Here is a 20,711-nt window from a genome sequence, read left to right as displayed (position 1 = left end):
TATAAGTTATGGGAAATGGGAAATAGCTAATGGCTGATATGTACGGTTTTGATGCATTCTCTCCAAAACAAATTGCTGAAAAGGTCGACAAGATAGGGGTAGCGAAAGCCCGGTTGCCGCTTCTGTCGATGGTGATGTTGGGGATTTTGGCTGGCGTCTTTATTGGCTTGGGCGGTCTCTATTATACCTTGGTTAAATCTGATCCTTCGCTTGGGTTTGCCACTCAACAAGTTGTTGGCGGGCTGGTTTTCTCTCTCGGCTTGCTATTGGTGATTGTGGCTGGGGCTGAGTTGTTTACAGGTAATAATCTATTAGCCATGGCGTGGGCCGATAGAAAAATTACCACTGCTGAGCTGCTGAAAAATTGGCTGGTGGTCTGTCTGGCGAATTTAGTCGGCGCATTAGGGGTTGCGCTGTTGGTGTTTCTGTCTGACCACCCGCAGATGAACAACGGGGCGATTGCACTGACATATGCCAAGATCGCCGCAGCCAAGTGCGAGATGCCATTTTGGACGGCGTTTTTCCGTGGAGTGCTGTGTAATGTCTTAGTGTGTATGGCGGTGTGGATGGCCTTGGCGGGACGCAGTGTGATAGATAAAGCGGTAGCGATTGTGTTTCCGATCTCGGCCTTTGTCGCGGCGGGGTTTGAACACAGTATCGCCAATATGTTTTTTATCCCTCTCGGAATGATGCTTAAGATGTCGGGGGCGGTGGAAGTGGCAGATTCGGTCAACTTATGGGGCTTTATCAATAACCTACTCCCTGTCATCTTAGGCAACCTGGTCGGTGGCAGCGTGTTGGTGGGGCTGGTGTATCACATTATTTACCTCAGAAATCAAAATTGAGATTTCGCTACCTGACGGTGCGTATTGGCGCATTAGGATCGGCCGTGGCGACTATAATGTAGGCAGATATTAATAGTCAGGCAACGAGTATGCACTCCAGAGTTGTAAAAACCGTCTGCCCGTTTTGTGGGGTCGGTTGCGGTATGTATTTGACCAGTGATGGGCAGGGTAACGTTTGTGGGGTGGCGCCCGAGCAAGATCACCCTATCAGTCTGGGCAAGCTTTGTGAAAAAGGCTGGAGTAGTGTCTATGCTATCTCGCCTGATAACCGTATTCATCACCCCCTCAAACGCAAGCGCGATAGGTTTGTCACCATTAGCTGGGATCAAGCGCTGGCAGAAATTAGTACCTTCCTTCAAGACATTCTCGAAGAATCAGGCCCGCAAGCGGTAGGCGTGATCAGCAGTGCCCGAGCCACCAATGAAGATAACTATGCGGCGCAGAAGTTTGCTCGCGCAGTGCTAAAAACCAACAATGTTGACCACTGCGCGCGTATCTGTCATAGCCCAACCGTCGCGGGTTTAAAGCAAGTGTTGGGCTCTGGGGCGATGACCAACAGTACCAAGGATCTGTTCGACACCGAGGTTATCGTGGTCTTTGGTGCCGATCCAACCGAAAACCACAGTGTGTTGGGCGGGCAGATCATCGAGGCTAAGTTGGCAGGGGCGACGCTAATCGTGGTGGACCCGAGGGTGACACGCTTGGCCAAGTTGGCAGATATCCATCTTCAGCTCAAGCCGGGCACCAATATTGCGCTGATTAATGCGCTGCTGCACGAGATCATCAGCAACGATTGGCATGACCGTGACTTTATCGACAATCGTTGTGATGGTTTTTATGCTTTAAAGAGCAATGTCGAGAAGATAACCCCAGAGTCGGTTGCAGAGATAACGGGGGTCGATGGCCCACTGATCCGTCAGGCGGCAGAGCGCTATAGTCGTGCTAATAGGGCGATGATTCTGTACGGTATGGGGATTACTCAGTTTGTCAGTGGTACCAACAGTGTGATTGCACTGGCCGATTTGGCGCTGATTTGTGGGCATATCGGTAAGCCTGGTACTGGTATCAACCCGTTACGGGGGCAAAATAACGTGCAGGGTGCCTGTGATATGGGCTGCTTGCCAAATGTGTACCCCGGTTATCAGTTGGCTGATGAAGTCGATACTCAACAGTGGTTCGCGGCAGCGTGGGGCGACGACGTCGCAACTGCCCCCGGTTTGACCTCGTTGGGCATGACCAAAGCGGCACAAGCTGGTGACTTCAGGGCGCAAATTTTATTTGGTGAAGATCCGGTTGTGACTGACCCTGATCAGAACCATGTCCGCGCAGCTTATAAGGCGATGGATCTGCTGGTGGTCGCTGAGCTGACGATGACCGAGACGGCCAAGCTGGCAGACTATATTTTGCCAGCCGCCTCATTTGCAGAGAAAGCTGGTACCTTTACCAATTGTGAGCGCAGGGTACAGCGGATCAATCCGGTGATCCCGCCTCCGGGCGAAGCGATGGGGGATTGGCAGTGGTTGCAAGCCTTGGCAGAAGCGATGGGGAGTCGCGTACTTAACTGGCACAGTAGCGAAGCGGTGTTTGATGAGATGGCTTCACTAACCCCCTCTTATCAAGGGATGAACTATCAGAACTTGGACCGCAATCATGGTCTGCAGTGGCCCTGCAATGCGAACGCCCCGCAAGGGACGGCGATATTGCACCAACAGCAGTTCCCGATTGGCCGGGCGCGGCTGACACCAGTTCACTATGTTCCTATTGATGAACCCGCCGATGAACTATTTCCACTGCTGCTAACCACCAATCGACTGCATTTCCACTATGGCTGTGGCTCGATGAGCCGTAAGTCGCCGCTGTTGGAGCGGGAAACCCCGCCCGGGATTTTATTTATTAACCCGCAAGATGCCAGCGCGCTGTCCATTCAACTATATGGGCCGGTGGGCGTGCGGTCACGGCGTGGTTATATCGAAACCCGTGCCATGATCACCGAAGACGTCCAGCCTGGGCTGGTGAGCATGCCTTACCACTTCAAAGAGGCGCCCTCAAATCAGTTGACCAATACCGCCCAAGATCCGGTCACCAAGATGCCCGAGTTGAAAGCGTGTGCTGTCGCGGTGATTGCGCTACCCGTAGACCATATCCCTAGTGCCGTGTGGCAGTTAAAGGAGGAGCCTTAGTATGCACAACACTTACTTGTTGGATTCATTGGATGGTTTGCGGGCACACTTGGCGCGCTCTTGGGCGTTATATCAGGTGGTTGCCCAATCAGCAGATGGTCAGCAAGACGTCCATTGGCAGCATGTGACCGAGCCAGCGTGGCCGCCGCTACAGCACCATAAGCCGCTCCACTCCGCCAAGAAATTTTTCTTTGCTGAGCAGGAGCCGCTGTATGTTTTCGATGGTCAATTGTTTAAAGAGACCTTGCCGGATCCTGAGCCATTCGTGTTGTTTGGGGTGCAGAGCTGCGATCTGATGGCGATCCACTACCAAGACTCCTTTTTTGAACAAGACCCTTATTACCAAGCGCGGCGGAAGCAGGCGCTGTTGGTCGGGCTAGATTGTGTCCAGCCATGCTCGCAAGGCTTCTGCTCGACGGTGAATGCCGGCCCGAGTGTTCGCGATGAAACCGCAGATCTGGTATTGCACCCGTTGGATGAGCAACATTGGCTGTTAGTGGTGCTGACAGAGGGGGGCAACGAGGCGCTGCAAGGCATGGGACTGACGCTGGCATCAACGAACGATATTAGCCAGCGCTGGGACAATATCAATCACTGCGAGCAGGCATTTCCAGATCATACCTATCTGCTTGATGGCATCGCTAAGCTTAATTGTGGCCAGGTCTCGGACGCGTTCTGGGCGCAGGTGGGGATCCAATGTTTGGGGTGCTCAGGGTGTACCACGCTCTGCCCCACCTGCTCTTGCTTTGGTACTCGGTCTGTTGCCAATGCAGGCGCTGACGTTAATACTGGTTCTAGCACGGACAACAGTGAGGAGACGGTTAGCCAAGTGCGGTTTTGGGACTCCTGCCTGTATGAGGGCTTTCAGCGTGAAGCGAGTTTTCACAACCCAGCCAAACAAGTGGGGCAGCGGGTAAAACGCTTTTGGTACCACAAATTTAGTGAAGACTATCTCCCTGAATTTGGCCGTTACGGCTGTGTTGGTTGCGGACGTTGTGAGCAGACCTGCCCCGGTGTCATTGGCGTACACTCGATAATGAAAAGGATCGCAGATGATGTTTAACCTGACTCCTGTACCGATAGAGGTGGTCGATTTTTATGATGATGGTCAAGATACTCGCCATTATCATTTTCGTTTACATAGCCTTGAAAATGGCGTTGAAAAGGAGACGCTAGCAGCGTGGCAAAAAGCGCAAAGTGGTCAATTTTTTATGTTATCGCTGCCCGGTGTGGGGGAAGCGCCGTTTACGTTTACCGAGTTGCCAAATGAGCAGGGGAAGTTTGGTGCCTTAGTGCGTCAGATGGGCAGTGTGACCCACGCCCTTTTTGAGTGCGCCGTCGGTGATATTATCGGTGCACGAGGCCCGTTTGGAAAAGGGTGGCCGATGGCAGCCATGGCTGAACAGCGCATCCTGATCATCGGCGGTGGTTGTGGTATTGCGCCACTGGCCAGTGTGATAAATGAGCTGATTGAAACGCAAAACTATCGTCAGCTTGAAGTGATTTATGCCACGCGAAACAGTACCACTTTGATGCTTAATCCAGAGCGGGCGCGTTGGCGGCACTTTATTCCACTGTTCAACGTGGTAGAGGATACCGCTGGCTTGAGCTATCCAGATTATTACCAAGGAACAGCACTGGGGCTACTGCCGACGGTACTGCATAGCTTTGATACCCAGCCCGATCTGGTGCTGATGGCTGGACCGGAGGCAATGATGGAGGCGGCAGCGGAGTACCTGGTTGCTTACGGTATTCAGCCAGACGCGATAAATCTCTCGATTGAGCGCCGAATGCACTGTGCGGTTGGCCTGTGCGGTCACTGTTATCTGCAAGATCGCTATGTCTGTACCGATGGACCCACCTTTAGGTGGGCCGATATTCGGCAATACCAGGCTGTTGGTTGAGCCTGCCCTCGCTTTCTGCTCAGGTTCTGTCGTTGATTCTAGTCTATTGTTGACTAGTCTCGCTTATTGAGCTGCGTGCGTTCGGCTTTTGCGACCACCTCACAGCCTTTGGCAAAGGAGTCAGGATTAAGGGAGATGGAGTCGATGCCACACGCCACCAGAAACTCAGCAAACTCTGGGTGGTCAGAAGGTGCTTGACCGCAGATCCCCACTTTACAGCCTTTGCTGTGGGCGACCTTGATCACCTGTTCAATCACTTTTTTAACCGCATCATCGCGGGCATCAAACATCGGTTTTAGCTCGGCTGAGTCACGGTCTATCCCCAATATCAGCTGCGTTAAATCGTTACTGCCAATAGAAAAGCCATCAAAGCGATCGGCAAAACGCTCGGCGAGGATGATGTTCGAGGGGATCTCGCACATCACATACACTTGCAGCCCTTTATCACCGCGCTTCAGTCCCGCTAGGGCCATCACCTCAAGTACCTTATCGGCTTCGCTGACCGTGCGACAAAATGGGATCATAACGATAATATTGTCAAAGCCCATCTCATCGCGTGCTTTGATAATCGCTCTGCATTCTAGCTGGAATGCTTCTTGATAACGAGGATGATAGTAGCGCGAGGCGCCGCGTAGGCCGAGCATTGGGTTCTCTTCATGGAGCTCAAAGAACTTGCCGCCTATCAAGCCGCGGTACTCATTCGATTTGAAATCAGACATCCGAACGATGACCGGTTTTGGGTACTGGCTGGCGGCGATTTTACCCACCCCAAGAGCCAAATTATCGACGAAGAAATCGGGTAGGGTGGCAGAGCCCGCGCAGCGTTGGCGGAGGGTTTGCGCTATTGCGGGATCGGTGACCTGCTCTGGGTGGATCAGCGCCATCGGATGGAGTCCGATTTGGCTTGAGATAATGAACTCTATTCGGGTCAGGCCGATCCCTGCCGTGGGGAGCTGCCACCAGTGAAAAATGCCGTCGGGCATCGCAGCATTGATCATGATTTGGGTTTGGGTCGTAGGTAGGGTGTTGAGATCAATTTGCTGGGTGGTGTAGTTGATGATGCCGTCATACACTTGACCCACAGCACCTTCGCTGCAGTTCAAGGTGACCGCTTTTCCTGATGACAGAACACGAGTGGCATGTTCAGTGCCGACGATAGCGGGCACTTTCAGCTCGCGGCTGACAATTGCAGCATGGCTGGTTGGGCCGCCAGAGTCGGTAATGATCCCCGCGGCCTTGCGCATAATTGGCACCCAGTCGGGATCGGTGCGTTCGGTGACCAGAATCGCGCCATCGGGGAACTGGTCGCTATCATCGGGCGAAAGTAGGGTAAACGTCTTACCGCAAGCGACGGCGCTCCCGACACTCGATCCTTGCAATAAAATCGGCGCAGCGGTTTTTTTCAGTTGGTAGTTCACCAGTACCGCGCTGTCTTTTGATGTCTCAACCGTTTCTGGTCTGGCTTGGACGATAAACAGTTGCTGACTATGACGGTCTTTGGCCCACTCTATATCCATGGCGCAACCATAATGGCGCTCGATTATCACCGCCCAGCAGCTCAGGTGTAGGATCTCGTCATCACTGAGTACTAGGCTGTTGCGCTCATCCATACTGGTGGGCGTTGTCACTGTTGGCTCAAGGCTACCGTCACTTGCAAACAGCATTTTCTCGCGTTTATTACCGCGCTGCTTTTCAATGATCGGGCGCTTGTTTGGCGTATCGAGCAGCGGTTTATACACCATAAATCGGTCAGGGGTGACGGTGCCTTTAACGATGGTTTCACCCAGCCCCCAGCTGCCATTGATGAGCACTACATCGGGAAAGCCGTTTTCAGTATCGAGACTAAACATGACCCCTGCGCATTCAGACTCCACCATCTGTTGTACGCCAACCGATAGGGCGACTTTTTGGTGGACAAAGCCCTGCTCTTGGCGATAGACAATCGCTCGGTCGGTATATAGCGAGGAAAAGCACTCTCTGCAGGCGTCAATCACGTGCACTGCGCCTGCAATATTGAGGTAGCTCTCCTGCTGCCCAGCAAAGCTGGCTTGGGGCAGATCTTCCGCGGTGGCGGAGCTACGTACCGCAACGGAGAGGGGATCCGTATCTGCCTGTTGACTCAGTTGATGATACGCATTGGTGATAGCTTGTTCTTGCTCTACGGTGAAGTGGCCTTCAAGGATCAGGCGACGAATTTTCTGGCCTGCCTCTGAAAGGGGGATGGAACCGTTGTCCATGGCGGCAAGCAACTGGCTAATCGGCGTGTCAAGTTGGTTTTGGTGTAAGAAGTCACGGTAGAGCTGGGCGCTGGTGGCAAAGCCGTTGGGCACTCGAATGCCGACTTGGTCGAGTTGACTTAGCATTTCACCTAGGCTGGCATTTTTACCGCCGACAAGGCCAACGTCTGTAGCTCGAAGTTGTTGGTACCAGTAAATCAGGGGCTGCGAGGCTGGCATGTTCATTGTCGCTCCTAATAATGTGTCCCTAGTTATTTGTATCTATTGAGGCCGTCACTAGGTCATGCTGGCTTTACTCGGCGTGGTTTCGCAAATAGGCCAACAGCTGGTTATAGCTTCTGATCTTGGGATAATCGCTTTCGGGAATACTGGTTCTGGTCTGTTGTTTCAGGTCGGCCAGCAGGTTAAGGAAATCCATTGAGTCCAGATCACATTCTTCTCGTAAGTCCTCATTCTGATCGATATCGAGTAAATCAATTTCAGGGGCGATACGTTTGATGGCATTGGCAATATGGGTCGGAATGTCGAGTGAAGTCATAACGCCTCCGGTTGCTGAAGTTGTTTGGCAAGGGCATGTAAGAAACGAGCCCCAGTGAGTCCGTCGCTGACTCTATGATCCGCGGCAAGTGTTACGGTCATTATCTCGCCAATCGCCAGTTGGCCCTCGGAAACAACGGCGGCGTTACGCACTCGGCCAAGGCCGATAATCGCCACTTGCGGAGGATAAATGACGCCAGTAATGCTGTCGGCACCGCGCTCACCAATACTGGTGACGGTAATCGTCGCTTCACTGATCTCAGAGCTACGCAGACGACCGCGGCGACTCCTCTCGGTCAGATCTCGCAGAACGGCCATTGTCTCATCGACAGTCAGTGTGTTGGCATTAAGGATAGCAGGGACCACGAGTCCCCCTTGGCGCAGACTGATGGTATTGCCGATATTAACTGTATCGGAGGGGGTAAGCTGTCCGTTGATAAAAGTCCCGTTTAGTGCTGGATAACGTGGTAACAGGCGGGCAATGACGGAAATTAGCAGGGCAGGCAGTAGCAATCTCTGTTCTGGGTCCCGTGACTGGTTTTGTTCTGCTAGCCAGTGCTGGGCGTTGGTCAGGTCGATATCCATGGTCAGATAATAGTGCGGGATCGTCTGCTTTGAGCGCGCCATCGCTTCGCTAATCGCCTGACGCATACTTGAGGCTGGTTGCGCTGTCTCTGTTGGGCAGGGTTTTTCGACATGTTGCTCCGTGCGGGAAGGGAGATCCCGTAGCAATATCGCCCCTTGTGGCCCGCTCCCCTGTAGCTGGCCAATATCGATACCCGTCGCCTGAGCCTGCATATGGGCGGCGGGGGAGATGAATCGCCGCTCGGTATTTGAGCCGATATCTGGGTTTAGCTCTGCAGCGCTCTCGATCGTGTCGTGACTATCGGCGCTGGTGGCCGACGCTGCTGTTTCAGGTGTTGAAGGCATAGGCGCTGTTGGTTTAGGTATTGAAGATACAGGTGCATCTGTCGTTGTCATTCGGGCCAGCACACTGCCGACCGGAAGTTTAGTGTCTGGGGTGATCAATAGCTCGGAAATGGTGCCGCTATGATAGACCTCCATCTCGATAGCACCCTTGCTGGTTTCAACCACCGCAATCGTATCACCTTTTTCAACCCTGTCTCCTGGTTTGATCTGCCACTCAATCAGCGTACCGTCTCGCATATCTGCGCCGAGGGCGGGCATGGTGATATCAATTAGGTTGTCGGTTGCTTGGCTGCTATTCATGGCGTGGATTCCTGTTTCTCTCCTCTAAGTCGCGCGCGGCGAAGGTTGCTCTGGCGGCGGAAATAATTTTGTCGATCTGAGGAATGGCAGCCTGCTCTAAGTGATGAGGATAGGGTATAGGTACCTCTGCGGTGCAAACCCGACCGACAGGCGCATCCAGCTGCCAGAATGCCTGTTCCATGATGACGGCACTGATTTCACCCGCTAGGCTGCCGGTGTACCACCCCTCATCGATGATCACGGCACGGTTAGTCTTACTGACGCTGGCAACAATTACCTTACTGTCGAGTGGTCGCAGCGAGCGAAGGTCAATGACCTCAGCGCTGATCCCCGCACTACCAAGTTGCTCTGCGGCTTGCAAGGTTTTGCCAAGGCTGCCGCCGTAAGTGATCAGACTGATGTCGGTGCCAGTGCGTCTTACCACAGCTTGATGCATCGGTGCATCGGCAGAACTGCTAACCAAGCCGCTCTCATTAAGTAGCATGACATGTTCGAATATCAGCACAGGATCAGGGTCCAACAGTGCCTGAGCGAGCATATGGCGCGCATCATTGTGGGTTGCCGGACTGAGCACTTTCAGGCCAGGCACATGGGCATAAAAGTTCTCCCAGCTATGCGAATGCTGGGCGGCGAGCTGTTTGCCCGCACCACACGCCATACGTATTACCAGCGGGACATTAAACTGACCACCGGACATATGCAGTAAGGTGGCGGCGCTGTTGATGATTTGATCCATGGCGAGCAGACTGAAGTTAACCGTCATCACTTCGACTATTGGTCGCATACCACCAAGGGCTGCACCAATGCCAACGCCAACAAAACCGGACTCGCACAGTGGGGTGTCGATGACCCGATCTGGCCCGTATTGATCAATCAGCTCTTTACTCACCGCATAACAACCGCCGTAACGGCCAACATCCTCGCCCATAAGAAAGATGCGCGGATCATCGTTTAAGGCATCACTTAGGCTATTGTGCAGCGCTTCGCGGTAAGTGAGCTCAGCCGCTTGCTGGGTACATGTTATTGCGGGGGGCGCCGATTGGCTGGTGGGGCTATGGACGAAACGGGTTAGCTCTTCAATCGGCTCCCACGCGCCAGCCTCTGCAAAAGCGATGGCGTCAGCTACCTCTTGGGCGATCTCAGCCTCCATATCTTTCAGCTCTTGATCGTGAAAATGGTTATTTTTTTGTAGCCACTGGATCAGCTTTTTAACTGGCCCTTTCTTTTCCCACTGCGCGACTTCGGTCTTATCGCGGTAGAGCTGAGTATCAAAGCTGGAGTGGCCCCGAAAGCGGTAGGTCTGACATTCGATAAAAAACGGCTTATTCTGTTCGCGGATATAATCGAGGGCATCGCAGGTAGCGGCTTCAACATCCACCACATTCATGCCATCAACCTGAACGGCGCTAATACCGTAGCTTTCGGCCTTTTTGGCTATATTGGTTTTTGACTCCGATAACGCGAGGGCGGTACCCATCGCATAGCGATTGTTTTCACAGATAAACAGGATAGGCAACTGCCACAGGGCGGCCAAATTTAGGCTTTCATGGAACTCACCTTCTGCTACTGCCCCTTCGCCAAAAAAGCAGACCGCAATGGCATCGCGTTGCCGCTTTTTATTGGCCATTGCCAAACCGGTTGCCAGCGGGAGTCCACCGCCGACGATGGCATTACCGCCATAGAAGTGATGGTCTTTATCAAACAGGTGCATCGAGCCACCCCGCCCGCGGCTGCAGCCATTGGTTCGGCCATACATCTCGGCGAGAACCGTACCCATGCTCATACCACGGGCGAGCGCGTGACCGTGCTCACGGTAGGTAGCAACGATCTGATCGTCTTCACTCAGCGCTGCAATTACCCCAACGGCGATTGCCTCTTCACCAATGTAGAGATGCAAAAATCCGCGGATTTTTTCTTGGGTATATAGCTCGGCACATTTTTCTTCAAAGCGGCGAATCCGTAGCATCTGGCGCAGCTGCTCAATGAGGTGGTGGCGGTTGATATGGAGTCTGCTGGTCATAGTTCATCACTCTCTAAGGTGGAAATATCCCCTTCGGGTAGGCCAAGTTCACGCGCTTTAAGCAGTCGCCGCATGATCTTTCCGCTGCGGGTTTTGGGAAGGTTGTGGCGAAAGGCAATCTCTTTCGGCGCAACCGCAGCGCCAAGACGTTTACGAGCAAGCCCGAGCAGTTCCTGTTGTAGCGTTTCGTCGGCGCTAATATCGGGTTTGAGGGTCACAAACGCCATCACGCGCTGACCTGCCACGGGGTCGGGCACGCCAATGACGCCCGCTTCCGCGACGGCGGGGTGCTCCATCAGCACACTTTCAACTTCAAACGGGCCAATCAGGTGACCGGAGGATTTGATCAGATCATCTTTGCGACCGACAAACCAGAAGTAGCCTGCTTCGTCTCTCATTGCTAGATCGCCGCTTAAGTACCACCCATCAGCAAAACAGTGTTGGTATTTCTTTTGCTGGTGGAGGTAGCCGCGAAACATTGATGGCCAACCGGATTTCAGCGCCAGCTCGCCCACCTGCATCGGCGCGGTTTCAACCTGCGGCACACCGTCCTTATCGGGATTAACAATCGCCGCATCGATGCCGGGAAGCGGCTGCCCCATTGAGCCAGGCTTGACTGGCTCGCTCGGGAAGTTGGCAATCATGATGCCGCCCGTTTCGGTTTGCCACCAATTATCGTGGAAGGGCATCCCCAGTACTTTGTCGCCCCATTCGACGGCTTCGGGGTTCAGCGGCTCGCCGACACTGGCCATAAAACGCAGTGCGGACAGATCAAACTGCTTAGTTAGCTCTTCTCCGGTTTTCATCAACATTCGGATTGCGGTTGGCGCGGTATACCAGACCGTGACGTGCTGGTCTTGCAAGATGCGGTACCAGCGCTCGGCGTCAAACTCTGCCTCATCAATAATCATGGTGACGCCAAGACAAAGGGGGGCGATGATGCCGTAGGTTGTCCCGGTCACCCATCCGGGATCAGCGGTACACCAGTAGATATCTGACGGTTTGAGGTCAAGGGCATAATAGGCTGACAGCAGGTGGTGCTGCACAGCTTGGTGAACATGGATCACCCCTTTGGGTTTTCCTGTGGTGCCACTGGTAAAATGCAGCAGTGCCATATCTTCGGCCTGGGTGTGATGGCACGGCCTTTCTTGATCGGCATTGGTCATCATGGTTGTCAGATCGTAGCAACCGGGTTCGTTATCGGGGTTGCCATCAATCAGCAGTACGGCCTTGAGGTGGGGCAGTTCGCGCCACCACGTTTTGAGTTTTCGACGGTAGAGGCTGCGGGTGGTCAGGATTAGATTGGCCTCGCCAATCTCCATTCGTGAGCGGATAGGTTCAGGGCCGAAGGCAGAAAATAGCGGCGTAAAAACGCAGCCCGCTTTTAGGGTGCCAATCGCGGCAATGTAGAGTTCTGGTCTGCGCCCAGTAAGGCTGAACACCCGGCTACCGGCGGGGAGTCCTAGTTGCGCGAGCAGATCGGCAAAGCGATTAGATTGCTTGCTGAGGTCGCGGTAACTAAAATTTACAATCTGATCATCTTTGCTTATCCAGCGCAGGGCGACTTTATCTTCGTTGGGGGTTCCTAAGTGGCGATCAACTGCCTCAAAGCCGATATTGAGGCCGCCTGATAAGAGCCCTTTAGGCTGGGCATGCGACGGGAGGAGTTCTGTCTTGGCTTGCTGGTAATCTTTTAGATTGGCGCTGTTGGCCAATGTCTGCTTATAGATTGGCTTTACCATGTTATCTGCTCGATCCGGGAACAAACTTAATCGCTTAGGGGTTACTCTCCTGAGCAATATCGTAAACCACGTACATAGTGTGGTTTATCAGCGAAATCTTGCCATTGCAGTATTGAGAGAAAATTAGGATTCCTCTATCTGTTTAGAAAGGTAATGATCGATTGGGAAAATATATTAGCACCGCAATCTATTGTCTATATTGAGCGGGTGTTATGTTTGCCAATGATTCATTTAAAGAGGGCAAGCCTAACGCTAATCCTGATAGTTGGGGTTGGACTAAAATTGGTGACAATGTAACTATTGGTTCTAATGCAACTGTTTTATCCGTTAACATTTATGATGGTGCTGTGATTGGGGCTGGTAGCATAGTAACCAAAAATATTACCGAAGAAGGTATTTATGCAGGTAATCCAGCACGAAAATCACGTAGGTTGTAATGGGGTAAATATAACAAAATATCTCGCTGATGCTTTAATCGCCAATGCTCGCTCTTACATCTGCAATCGTGATAAACAATTTGTTTTCAGCATCTTGAAACGCAGTAAGGCCATATTTCTCGTAGAAGTATTCTGCACCATCTTTAGCATCAACGATAACAACAGGAAATGCGACAGTTTCGCTCGCCATCAGTAATTTTCGAAGTGCATCAATCAGCAACCATTCGCCATAGCCATTACCTTTGTATCGTTGATCCACTGCAAGCCTTGCGATTAAGCCGCCAGAGCTAGCATTATGATGCTTCTTTAGTAGTTTTGTAGGTAGAGATGTTAAATCAATCGGTGCCATAGTCAGCGTGTAATAGCCGATAACATGCTCAGTACAGTTTATATCTTCAAGCACAAATGTGCGGGTGTTATCTTTCTTTGCTTGTTGACTTGCCATGATTTTCAAATAATTGTTTAGCGCATCAATCCCACAATCAAAGCGATGACGGTCGTGTTTAGCTTTGTCTAATTGTACCGTCTTCATTATTGCGCTTTGTCCTTGTAACGAGCAGCAGCCTGCTGCAAACGAGCATTAGGTTTTGCTGGTTCATCCAGTGCATCCATAAGCATCATAGCGTCGCGCTGGCTGAGCTTTAATGTGCGTTCTCGTTCTATTATCTGTTTAGCTTTTTCAACAGCAGCGCTAAGAACAAATGAATTAATACTAGACATACCAGCGATAGCTGCTGCTTGTGATAGTAGTTCTTGAGTATCAATGTCTACACGGGCAGTGATACGTGGTAATGCTGTAGCCATATAAACCTCCATAGGTGTCAAAGTGTCACATTCTGAGTATGGCATGCTTGTTTGATGCTGGCAAATTTGTGACACTTTGGCACATTGTCACTTTAAAATGAGCATTCAAACTAACACAGACTATCATTGTGATAGCAAAAGAAAAAAGATAGGGTTAATCCACATAGTTTAAAGAGTTTGTGCTCAATATTTAAAGCTCAAGTTTTTCTCTTAATTTGTCGGTTTGTAAGTTTTTTATTCAGCGTTATTTACAAGGAATTTTGAATGCCATTAGTACCTTCATCGTTAGTAACAACGGACTGGTTAGCTGAACATTTAACCGATGATAATCTTGTTATATTGGATGCAAGCTGGTTTATGCCAGGTTCTACACGAAATCCACAACAAGAGTGGAGTGAAAAGCGTATTCCGCGTGCTCGGTATTTTGATTTTGATAAGAAAATTGCTGCGCCCAATACACAATTTCCACATATGCTGCCATCGCCAGAGTTGTTTGAAAAAGCAGTATCAGAATTAGGTATTAATAACGATGATATTGTTGTTGTGTATGATACCCAAGGGCTATTTTCAGCGCCTAGAGTTTGGTGGATGTTTAAAGCAATGGGTCACAAAAATGTTGCTGTGCTTGATGGCGGGTTTCCAGCATGGCTAGCAGGAAATAACCCAATAGAAGAGGGGGAATTGACAGCTACAGAAGTAACGGCCTATAAAGCGGCTTTTGAACCTGAATGGGTTATTGATGCTGATACATTAGAAAGCTTACTTGATGACCACTCTGTTGCTGTGCTTGATGCCCGTGGTGCTGCTAGGTTTTTTGGTACAGAGCCAGAACCAAGACAAGGTGTTAGAGGCGGTCACATGCCTAACGCGAAAAGTCTTCCATTTTCGCAATTAATTAAAGATGGATTTTTTATTGAGAAAGAGTTGCTTATTAATCGTTTTAACGCTGTTTCTGATACAGAACAGCGATTAATATTCAGCTGTGGTTCGGGTGTGACAGCATGTGTGTTGGCTCTGGGGGCTGAACTTGCTGGGCGTAAAATGCTGACAGTCTATGATGGTTCGTGGACTGAGTGGGGTTCTACGTATAAATACCCAGTGGTGAAATAAGTTTTACGATTAAAATAAAAGCTAACCAATGTAGATGGTTAATGCAGTTTGGTTAGCTTTTAAAATGAGAACAGCGAGTTGCTTTAATTGTTATTTATGGTTCGCAATGTATCCACGTTCACCGATAATATTCTGCCCTTCATTAGAGGTAACGTAGTTTAAAAACGCTTGTGCATTTTTTGATACGTTCTTCTCTTTATATAACATTAAAAACGGGCGAGAGATTAGATACTCTCCTGATTCTAGGTTATCAATGGTTGGCTTAACGCCCTCAAAAGACAACGGCTTAATAGAATCATCTATAGAGCCTAAAGACATATAGCCAAGTGCATGTATATTACGAGAGACTAAACTTTTCACCATGCCATTAGTGTTAACGACTAAGAGTTGTGGGTTTATATCAGAGACTCTTTGACCTTCAATGTGTTGGGTTAAGCCCATAAAGTCTTCAAAAGAAAAGCGTGAGCCAGAAGCATTTTCACGGCTAACAACAGCCATTTTTAGATCTGGCCCACCGACTTCTTGCCAGTTTTTAATTTCCCCATGGTAAATCTTTGATACTTGCTCTTTTGTAAGGTTGTTAACAGGGTTGTTTTTATTGACGACCAAAGCAATGCCATCATGTGCAATTGTTACCATTTTTACATCAGGGTTTATCTCTTCTTCACTAAGACGGCGAGAGCTCATACCTATTTCTGTGGCGTCTTGCTTTACTGCAGAAATGCCAGCAGAAGAACCTATGCCTTGAACAGCAATAAAAGTATCTACATGAGAGCTTGAATAAGCTTCTGCTAAGATTTCCATCACATGGCTTACTGATGTTGATCCAGTAACTGTGACAGTATCTGTTTTGGCTTGTGTACTAAACGCCACGCTTGCACACAATGCCACAAGGGTAGTTGCCCTAAAAAACATTGACTTTCTCCGTAATAAGTTGGATTTACACCATCTTATTACGGATGTATGACAGTTCTGTGAAAAATGCATAACTCAATGAAGATGTTTGTGGGCTCCCGTGTGATAAGTTTAGTTCTTGAGCAAACATTAAGCCTTTTCTTTATTTTTATTTGTGTACATTGCTTTATCTGCTTGCGTAAGAATAGAGTCAGGATCAGATAGGTTTCCTGGATAGTAGGGTGCAATGCCGACGCTGATGCCAATATTATATTCTTTACGGGTTTTAGTTGTTATATCGTAAAGGTCGCTAATCCATTCCTCACACATTTGCTGATCATCACTAGGCAGCAAAACAATGAATTCATCGCCGCCAATTCGATAACTTCGGCTACCAAGAGGCACTGTTTTTAATAAACTGTTCGCTATAATAACAAGTAACTCATCCCCTAGGCTATGACCTAATCGATCATTAACTTGTTTGAAATTATCGATATCAATGTAAGCAAGCATGCCTCGCTGGTGGTTAACCGCCATTTCATCAAAACGTCGGAATAACGAGCGACGATTTAATAACCCGGTTAATTCATCTTGTAATGCCTGACGGCTGAGTACACTTTCTAAATCACGTGCTTTGGTTACCTGTGTATTTAGGCTATCTATTAATGTACGACGTTGATGAAGTATTTTAATAAAACAAAAACACATAAGAAAAACACCAATATGCATGAAAACATCATCTGCATTGTTGAGTAGTTTATGGTTACCCAGCTCTGGAATCTCATCTAGTAGATCTGCAAAAACACCAAGGCTATAAGTGCCTAAAGCCAAAATAAGCCAAGATTTAGTTTCCATACCAAAATCTTCGCGTAACAGCATAATAATTAATACTAAGGTTATTATTGAGGTGAGTACTTCAAGGCTTTCACTTGATGGTATTAATGCCGATAGCAAAAAGCCAATGCACACTATAATAATCAGTCGCATAGGAAGTTGAGATACGTTGTTCATTATAGCCTTAGGTTTTTTGTTTGAGATAACAGGTCCATATTGTCAAAGTGCATATGCTTGGACAAGATGTTTACTTTTTTCAATAAGGAAACATTGGCTGTGTCTTTTGTGTGACTAATTTTCAAAGTGAAATGAGTTAATTTTGACTCTATAAATTTTCATCTCCTTTATAAAATATAACCTTCTACTAAAAAATGGCTATGAAGGCATGTTGAAATTTCCGACAAAACGATATGGATTGAAATTTTAAAATTAAATTTTCAATCGAAAATTATTGGCATGAAAATAGATTTAAGAATTAAGCGGATTTAACACATTGATTTAAGGAATGTTTGTAAGCAAATGTAACAGTGTGTTTCTAGTGGTAAGTATTGGTGGCAAAGTATTATTTTTGCAAACAATGTTTGCTTGCTTGTTGTTGATAGATCTCTTTGATATAAAAGTGTTAAAAGGTATTTGTTGTTAACACTTTTGCAACAATTGGGTTATTGTGTCTATGCTAAGTAATGGCAGCAATTGTTGTGCTTTGGCACATGGACATAACAATTAGAGAGGTCAGGAATTATGCTAACAATGGCAAAATCTGCACAACCGAATAAAGCGTTAATTTCTGAAAGGATTCAAAAGCTTATTAAGGCACTGTCTAACGGTGTATACGAGCGTGAAGAAACCATCAAACTTTGCTTACTTTCTGCCTTAGCGGGTGAGAGTGTCTTTTTACTTGGCCCCCCTGGTATTGCTAAAAGTTTAATCGCTAAACGTTTAATACAAGCCTTCGATAACAGTAAATTCTTTGATTACTTGATGACCCGTTTTTCAACACCGGAAGAAGTGTTTGGCCCTTTATCAATACAAGAACTCAAAGACAATGGTAAGTATGTGCGATTAATCGACGGATACTTGCCAACCGCACAAGTTGTTTTTCTCGATGAAATATGGAAAGCCGGCCCTGCAATCCTCAATACATTACTGACAGTTGTAAACGAACGTACCTTTAAAAATGGTCAGGATGTGTTACCTGTACCCATGCGTTTGCTGATAACAGCGTCGAACGAACTGCCAGATGAAGATAGTGGGCTTGATGCACTCTATGACCGCATGCTTGTTCGCGTGTTCGTTAATCGTATTCAAGAAAAGAAAAACTTTAAATCGATGCTAATGGATGATGGCCGAACATCTGTCGTGATAGATCCAAGTTTAACCATTAAAGATGAAGAATATGTTCAATGGCAGGCTTGCATTGAAGACGTCAAATTATCTGAAGACATTTTTGAAAAAATCTATCAACTTAAATCTATGATAGAAAAGCAATCTGAAACGGCTGATATTGCAGAGGCAGATAGTGAACTGTATATCTCTGATCGACGCTGGAAGAAGTCAGTACGCTTATTAAAAGCGAGTGCTTTCTTTAATGGTCGAGATGAAATCAATCCGCTCGATTTGCTGTTACTTCAAGATTGTTTATGGCACAGCCCAGAATCGCGCAATGTTATTCGAACATTGGTACGTGAATTTGCAACAGAAAAAGCCTTTGATCAAAGCGCATCACAATCTGATGCGAACGAAGCTCAGCAGATTATTGATGAAGTAAATGAAAAAGTTGCCTCTGATCTTGTCGTAACATTTAGCCGTGAATCTACTTTACGCAAAGAATGGTTTAAATATAACTTCAGTACCTCGAAGCGCTACAACGTTAATCATAACCCGCGCATGATTAAACTGGTTATGCTTCAGCAGAACCCGTCTGTTTCTGAAAAAGAACAAGGCGATAGCCGCTGGGTTTACGTTGATGGTGATGAGTTTGATAAAAAAATCCGAACAGGACGTTGTGATGTCTATGGTTTCGTCAATAAAAATACGAACCTGTGCCGCCTTCAGTTTGAAATTGATGCTCAATGCCGATTAGTGATTAAAGATATTGCGAATCGTGATGTGTTAGTCGGTATCGCGGGTAATAAAGGTATTACAGCAAAGCAAAATGAACAGCTACAAGAACGCGTGAAGCAGGCGTCAGGTAAAGTGACCGATGCTGAGCATAATATCAAGATCTCTCGTACAAGCTTCCACGGTGCACTTCCTCATAATTTTGTTGAGAAAGAAATACCAACATTAATTGAATGCAGTATTTCCGAGGCCTCTGAATCGGTTTCAGAATTAAAGTTAGTGATTGAAAAAAGTGCGTTCAGAATTTCTCAATTATCTGAGTTTTTCTCGTAATTTTTCTCATAACTAAAGGGAGTGGTCTATGCCGGTATCTGAAGGTATTAACCTAGCGCTGATGCTCGCTGAATCAGGCATTATTGATAATGCTGTGCATGAAGTGATGGCTCGACCACAGCTCTTGATGGCAGCTGAAGCCAGTCCTGGTATTAAAGGAGCGATGAAAAACCAGGTAATGAAATGGCGCGGTCAAGTTAAGAACAAAATTTCAAATGTCAGTATTGAAGAACAATTTAGCCAAGAGCTCGAACTCTACCAGGTTGCAAGTAATTGGAGTCAGGAAGAGTTTATGGATAACATTGATACTGTTATTCGTAAATTAGAAGGTCAGTCGGCCTTTTATTTTAAAGCGAAGCGGTTAAATGCACGAGAACATGAAAAGCATAACCCTATGTTTCAGAGTTACTTCTGTAATACGTGGTATGAGTATTTGTCACATGCGCTAAAAGAAGCACAAGCCAACGATCTTGAGCAACATAAAGATAAGCTGATTGCTGATTTATACCAGCGTATTGAAACCATGAAACAAATGGAAGAAGTTACAGAAGCAGGCGACCCCAAAAAAGCGGGTCGGTTGTGGGATATGGCGAAAGCGAAGCTAACGCGAACAGATATCGATTCCATGAAGTCTATTGCCTCTTTCTTAAAGAAGAATAATGGTCTGAAAGAAATCGCAGAAAAGCTCGGAAGAATGGCGAATGAAATTGATGACCCTAATAAAGAGCGTGTGAAATCTGAAGACTTGCGAATGGTCGAAGAAAAGAGTGACAGTGTAACGGATGATATTGTCGGTATTCATGAAAGTGATGACTTATCCAAGTTGTTACCCAATGAAGCCATGTTTCTTGCTTACCCAGAGCTTGAAGTTGTGTTCTATAAGCACCTTGTCGATAAGCGTTTAATGAATTATCGCGTGCAGGGTTCACAACGTAAGTTACGAAAAGTAAAAGCATTTAAACGTCAAACCAAGCAAGTCGATCAAGATAAAGGCCCTTTTATTGTTTGTATCGATGCGTCGGGGTCGATGTCTGGGTTTCCAGAGCAATGCGCTAAAGCACTTGCGTATGGTTTAATGCAAATTGCGTTAGCAGAAGATCGTGATTGTTACGTGATTATGTTCTCGACTCAACAGATAACGTATGAACTCACGAAACAAGATGGTTTAACGGAAGTGTTGAATTTTCTGTCTTATTCTTTCCATGGTGGCACAGATTTGGGGCCAGTATTGGATCAATCGATTGATCTAATGACGTCCGATAAGTACAAAAATGCCGATTTGGTTGTGTTATCTGACTTTATCGCACCTTCTCAATCAGCAGAAATGCTGGCAAGAATCAGTAAGCTTAAAGAACAAAAGAACCGATTCCATGCGATTAATTTATCTCGCTACGGTAACCCTGAATTAATGACAATGTTTGATCACTGTTGGTCATACCATCCATCAAAACTAAGCCGCTTATTAAAGTGGAGATAGAAGATCCTTTAGATTGAGAGCTACAGAGTATCTTGAGGTAACTTGGGTATAAGCCCTTGCTGACAT

16 protein-coding genes and 1 pseudogene are annotated in these 20,711 nt (G+C 47.8%); 8 read left to right on the top strand and 9 right to left on the bottom strand.

Annotation, left to right across the window (positions count from 1 at the left end; all coding sequences use genetic code 11):
- Nucleotides 1-29: 29 nt before the first annotated feature.
- From C9J47_RS20855 to C9J47_RS20840, 4 genes are all read left to right on the top strand, one after another.
- The gene (locus C9J47_RS20855; protein ID WP_107255224.1) at nucleotides 30-845 is read left to right on the top strand and encodes a formate/nitrite transporter family protein; all 816 of its coding nucleotides are present in this window, start codon (nucleotides 30-32) and stop codon (nucleotides 843-845) included.
- An 89-nt stretch (nucleotides 846-934) separates the two neighbouring features.
- A complete protein-coding gene (gene fdhF, locus C9J47_RS20850) occupies nucleotides 935-3,025 on the top strand; it encodes a formate dehydrogenase subunit alpha (protein ID WP_107255223.1) in 2,091 nt (696 codons plus the stop codon).
- 1 nt (nucleotide 3,026) lies between these two features.
- On the top strand, nucleotides 3,027-4,088 hold the full coding sequence (locus C9J47_RS20845; RefSeq protein ID WP_107255222.1) for a 4Fe-4S dicluster domain-containing protein: 1,062 nt from the start codon (nucleotides 3,027-3,029) through the stop codon (nucleotides 4,086-4,088).
- Nucleotides 4,078-4,929 (top strand): iron-sulfur cluster-binding protein, encoded by an 852-nt coding sequence (locus C9J47_RS20840; RefSeq protein ID WP_245903561.1) that lies wholly within the window; start codon nucleotides 4,078-4,080, stop codon nucleotides 4,927-4,929. Before C9J47_RS20845 ends, C9J47_RS20840 begins: the two co-directional genes overlap by 11 nt.
- A 53-nt stretch (nucleotides 4,930-4,982) precedes the next feature.
- Here the strand turns inward: C9J47_RS20840 and ppsA are convergent, their stop codons facing one another.
- The 5 genes from ppsA to acsA all read right to left on the bottom strand — a co-directional run bounded on the left by ppsA (nucleotide 4,983) and on the right by acsA (nucleotide 12,695).
- Nucleotides 4,983-7,391 carry a phosphoenolpyruvate synthase gene (gene ppsA / locus C9J47_RS20835; protein ID WP_107255221.1) on the bottom strand — a complete coding sequence of 803 codons (2,409 nt, stop codon included), beginning with the start codon at nucleotides 7,389-7,391 and terminating at the stop codon, nucleotides 4,983-4,985.
- Nucleotides 7,392-7,458: 67 nt separating this feature from the next.
- A complete protein-coding gene (locus C9J47_RS20830) occupies nucleotides 7,459-7,704 on the bottom strand; it encodes an acyl carrier protein (RefSeq protein ID WP_107255220.1) in 246 nt (81 codons plus the stop codon).
- Nucleotides 7,701-8,933, bottom strand: coding sequence for a dihydrolipoamide acetyltransferase family protein (locus C9J47_RS20825; RefSeq protein WP_211321780.1), 1,233 nt, complete (start codon nucleotides 8,931-8,933; stop codon nucleotides 7,701-7,703). Before C9J47_RS20825 ends, C9J47_RS20830 begins: the two co-directional genes overlap by 4 nt.
- A complete protein-coding gene (pdhA, locus tag C9J47_RS20820) occupies nucleotides 8,926-10,953 on the bottom strand; it encodes a pyruvate dehydrogenase (acetyl-transferring) E1 component subunit alpha (protein WP_107255219.1) in 2,028 nt (675 codons plus the stop codon). Before pdhA ends, C9J47_RS20825 begins: the two co-directional genes overlap by 8 nt.
- Nucleotides 10,950-12,695 carry an acetate--CoA ligase gene (gene acsA / locus C9J47_RS20815; protein WP_107255218.1) on the bottom strand — a complete coding sequence of 582 codons (1,746 nt, stop codon included), beginning with the start codon at nucleotides 12,693-12,695 and terminating at the stop codon, nucleotides 10,950-10,952. The genes pdhA and acsA overlap by 4 nt, the downstream gene beginning before the upstream one ends.
- Nucleotides 12,696-12,901: 206 nt before the next feature.
- On the opposite strand from acsA, the pseudogene C9J47_RS20810 reads away from it, so the two are divergent.
- Nucleotides 12,902-13,132, top strand: a pseudogene (locus tag C9J47_RS20810) (acyltransferase); the annotation flags it as partial.
- 34 nt (nucleotides 13,133-13,166) lie between these two features.
- On the opposite strand, the gene C9J47_RS20805 reads toward C9J47_RS20810, so the two are convergent.
- Both C9J47_RS20805 and C9J47_RS20800 read right to left on the bottom strand, forming a co-directional pair.
- On the bottom strand, nucleotides 13,167-13,667 hold the full coding sequence (locus C9J47_RS20805; RefSeq protein WP_107255217.1) for a GNAT family N-acetyltransferase: 501 nt from the start codon (nucleotides 13,665-13,667) through the stop codon (nucleotides 13,167-13,169).
- The gene (locus C9J47_RS20800) at nucleotides 13,664-13,936 is read right to left on the bottom strand and encodes a type II toxin-antitoxin system TacA family antitoxin (protein WP_107255216.1); all 273 of its coding nucleotides are present in this window, start codon (nucleotides 13,934-13,936) and stop codon (nucleotides 13,664-13,666) included. The genes C9J47_RS20805 and C9J47_RS20800 overlap by 4 nt, the downstream gene beginning before the upstream one ends.
- A gap of 264 nt (nucleotides 13,937-14,200) precedes the next feature.
- Here C9J47_RS20800 and C9J47_RS20795 point away from each other — a divergent pair, with 264 nt between their 5' ends.
- Nucleotides 14,201-15,046 (top strand): sulfurtransferase, encoded by an 846-nt coding sequence (locus tag C9J47_RS20795; protein ID WP_107255215.1) that lies wholly within the window; start codon nucleotides 14,201-14,203, stop codon nucleotides 15,044-15,046.
- Nucleotides 15,047-15,136: 90 nt separating this feature from the next.
- Here the strand turns inward: C9J47_RS20795 and C9J47_RS20790 are convergent, their stop codons facing one another.
- Both C9J47_RS20790 and C9J47_RS20785 read right to left on the bottom strand, forming a co-directional pair.
- Nucleotides 15,137-15,961 (bottom strand): phosphate ABC transporter substrate-binding protein, encoded by an 825-nt coding sequence (locus C9J47_RS20790; protein ID WP_107255214.1) that lies wholly within the window; start codon nucleotides 15,959-15,961, stop codon nucleotides 15,137-15,139.
- A gap of 129 nt (nucleotides 15,962-16,090) precedes the next feature.
- Entirely contained in the window at nucleotides 16,091-16,951 is an 861-nt protein-coding gene (locus C9J47_RS20785; RefSeq protein ID WP_107255213.1) for a GGDEF domain-containing protein, read from the bottom strand.
- Between the two features lie 564 nt (nucleotides 16,952-17,515).
- Between C9J47_RS20785 and C9J47_RS20780 the strand changes: the two genes are divergently transcribed.
- Both C9J47_RS20780 and viaA read left to right on the top strand, forming a co-directional pair.
- Nucleotides 17,516-19,168, top strand: coding sequence for an ATPase RavA domain-containing protein (locus C9J47_RS20780; RefSeq protein WP_107255212.1), 1,653 nt, complete (start codon nucleotides 17,516-17,518; stop codon nucleotides 19,166-19,168).
- Nucleotides 19,169-19,196: 28 nt separating this feature from the next.
- Nucleotides 19,197-20,645 carry an ATPase RavA stimulator ViaA gene (gene viaA / locus C9J47_RS20775; RefSeq protein WP_107255211.1) on the top strand — a complete coding sequence of 483 codons (1,449 nt, stop codon included), beginning with the start codon at nucleotides 19,197-19,199 and terminating at the stop codon, nucleotides 20,643-20,645.
- The last annotated feature ends 66 nt before the right edge of the window (nucleotides 20,646-20,711 follow it).

The sequence above is a fragment of the Photobacterium indicum genome (assembly GCF_003026215.1).
Classification (GTDB): Bacteria; Pseudomonadota; Gammaproteobacteria; order Enterobacterales; family Vibrionaceae; genus Photobacterium; species Photobacterium indicum.
Note: the sequence above shows the minus strand (reverse complement) of the source record. Positions and strands in the feature narration are given on the sequence as shown.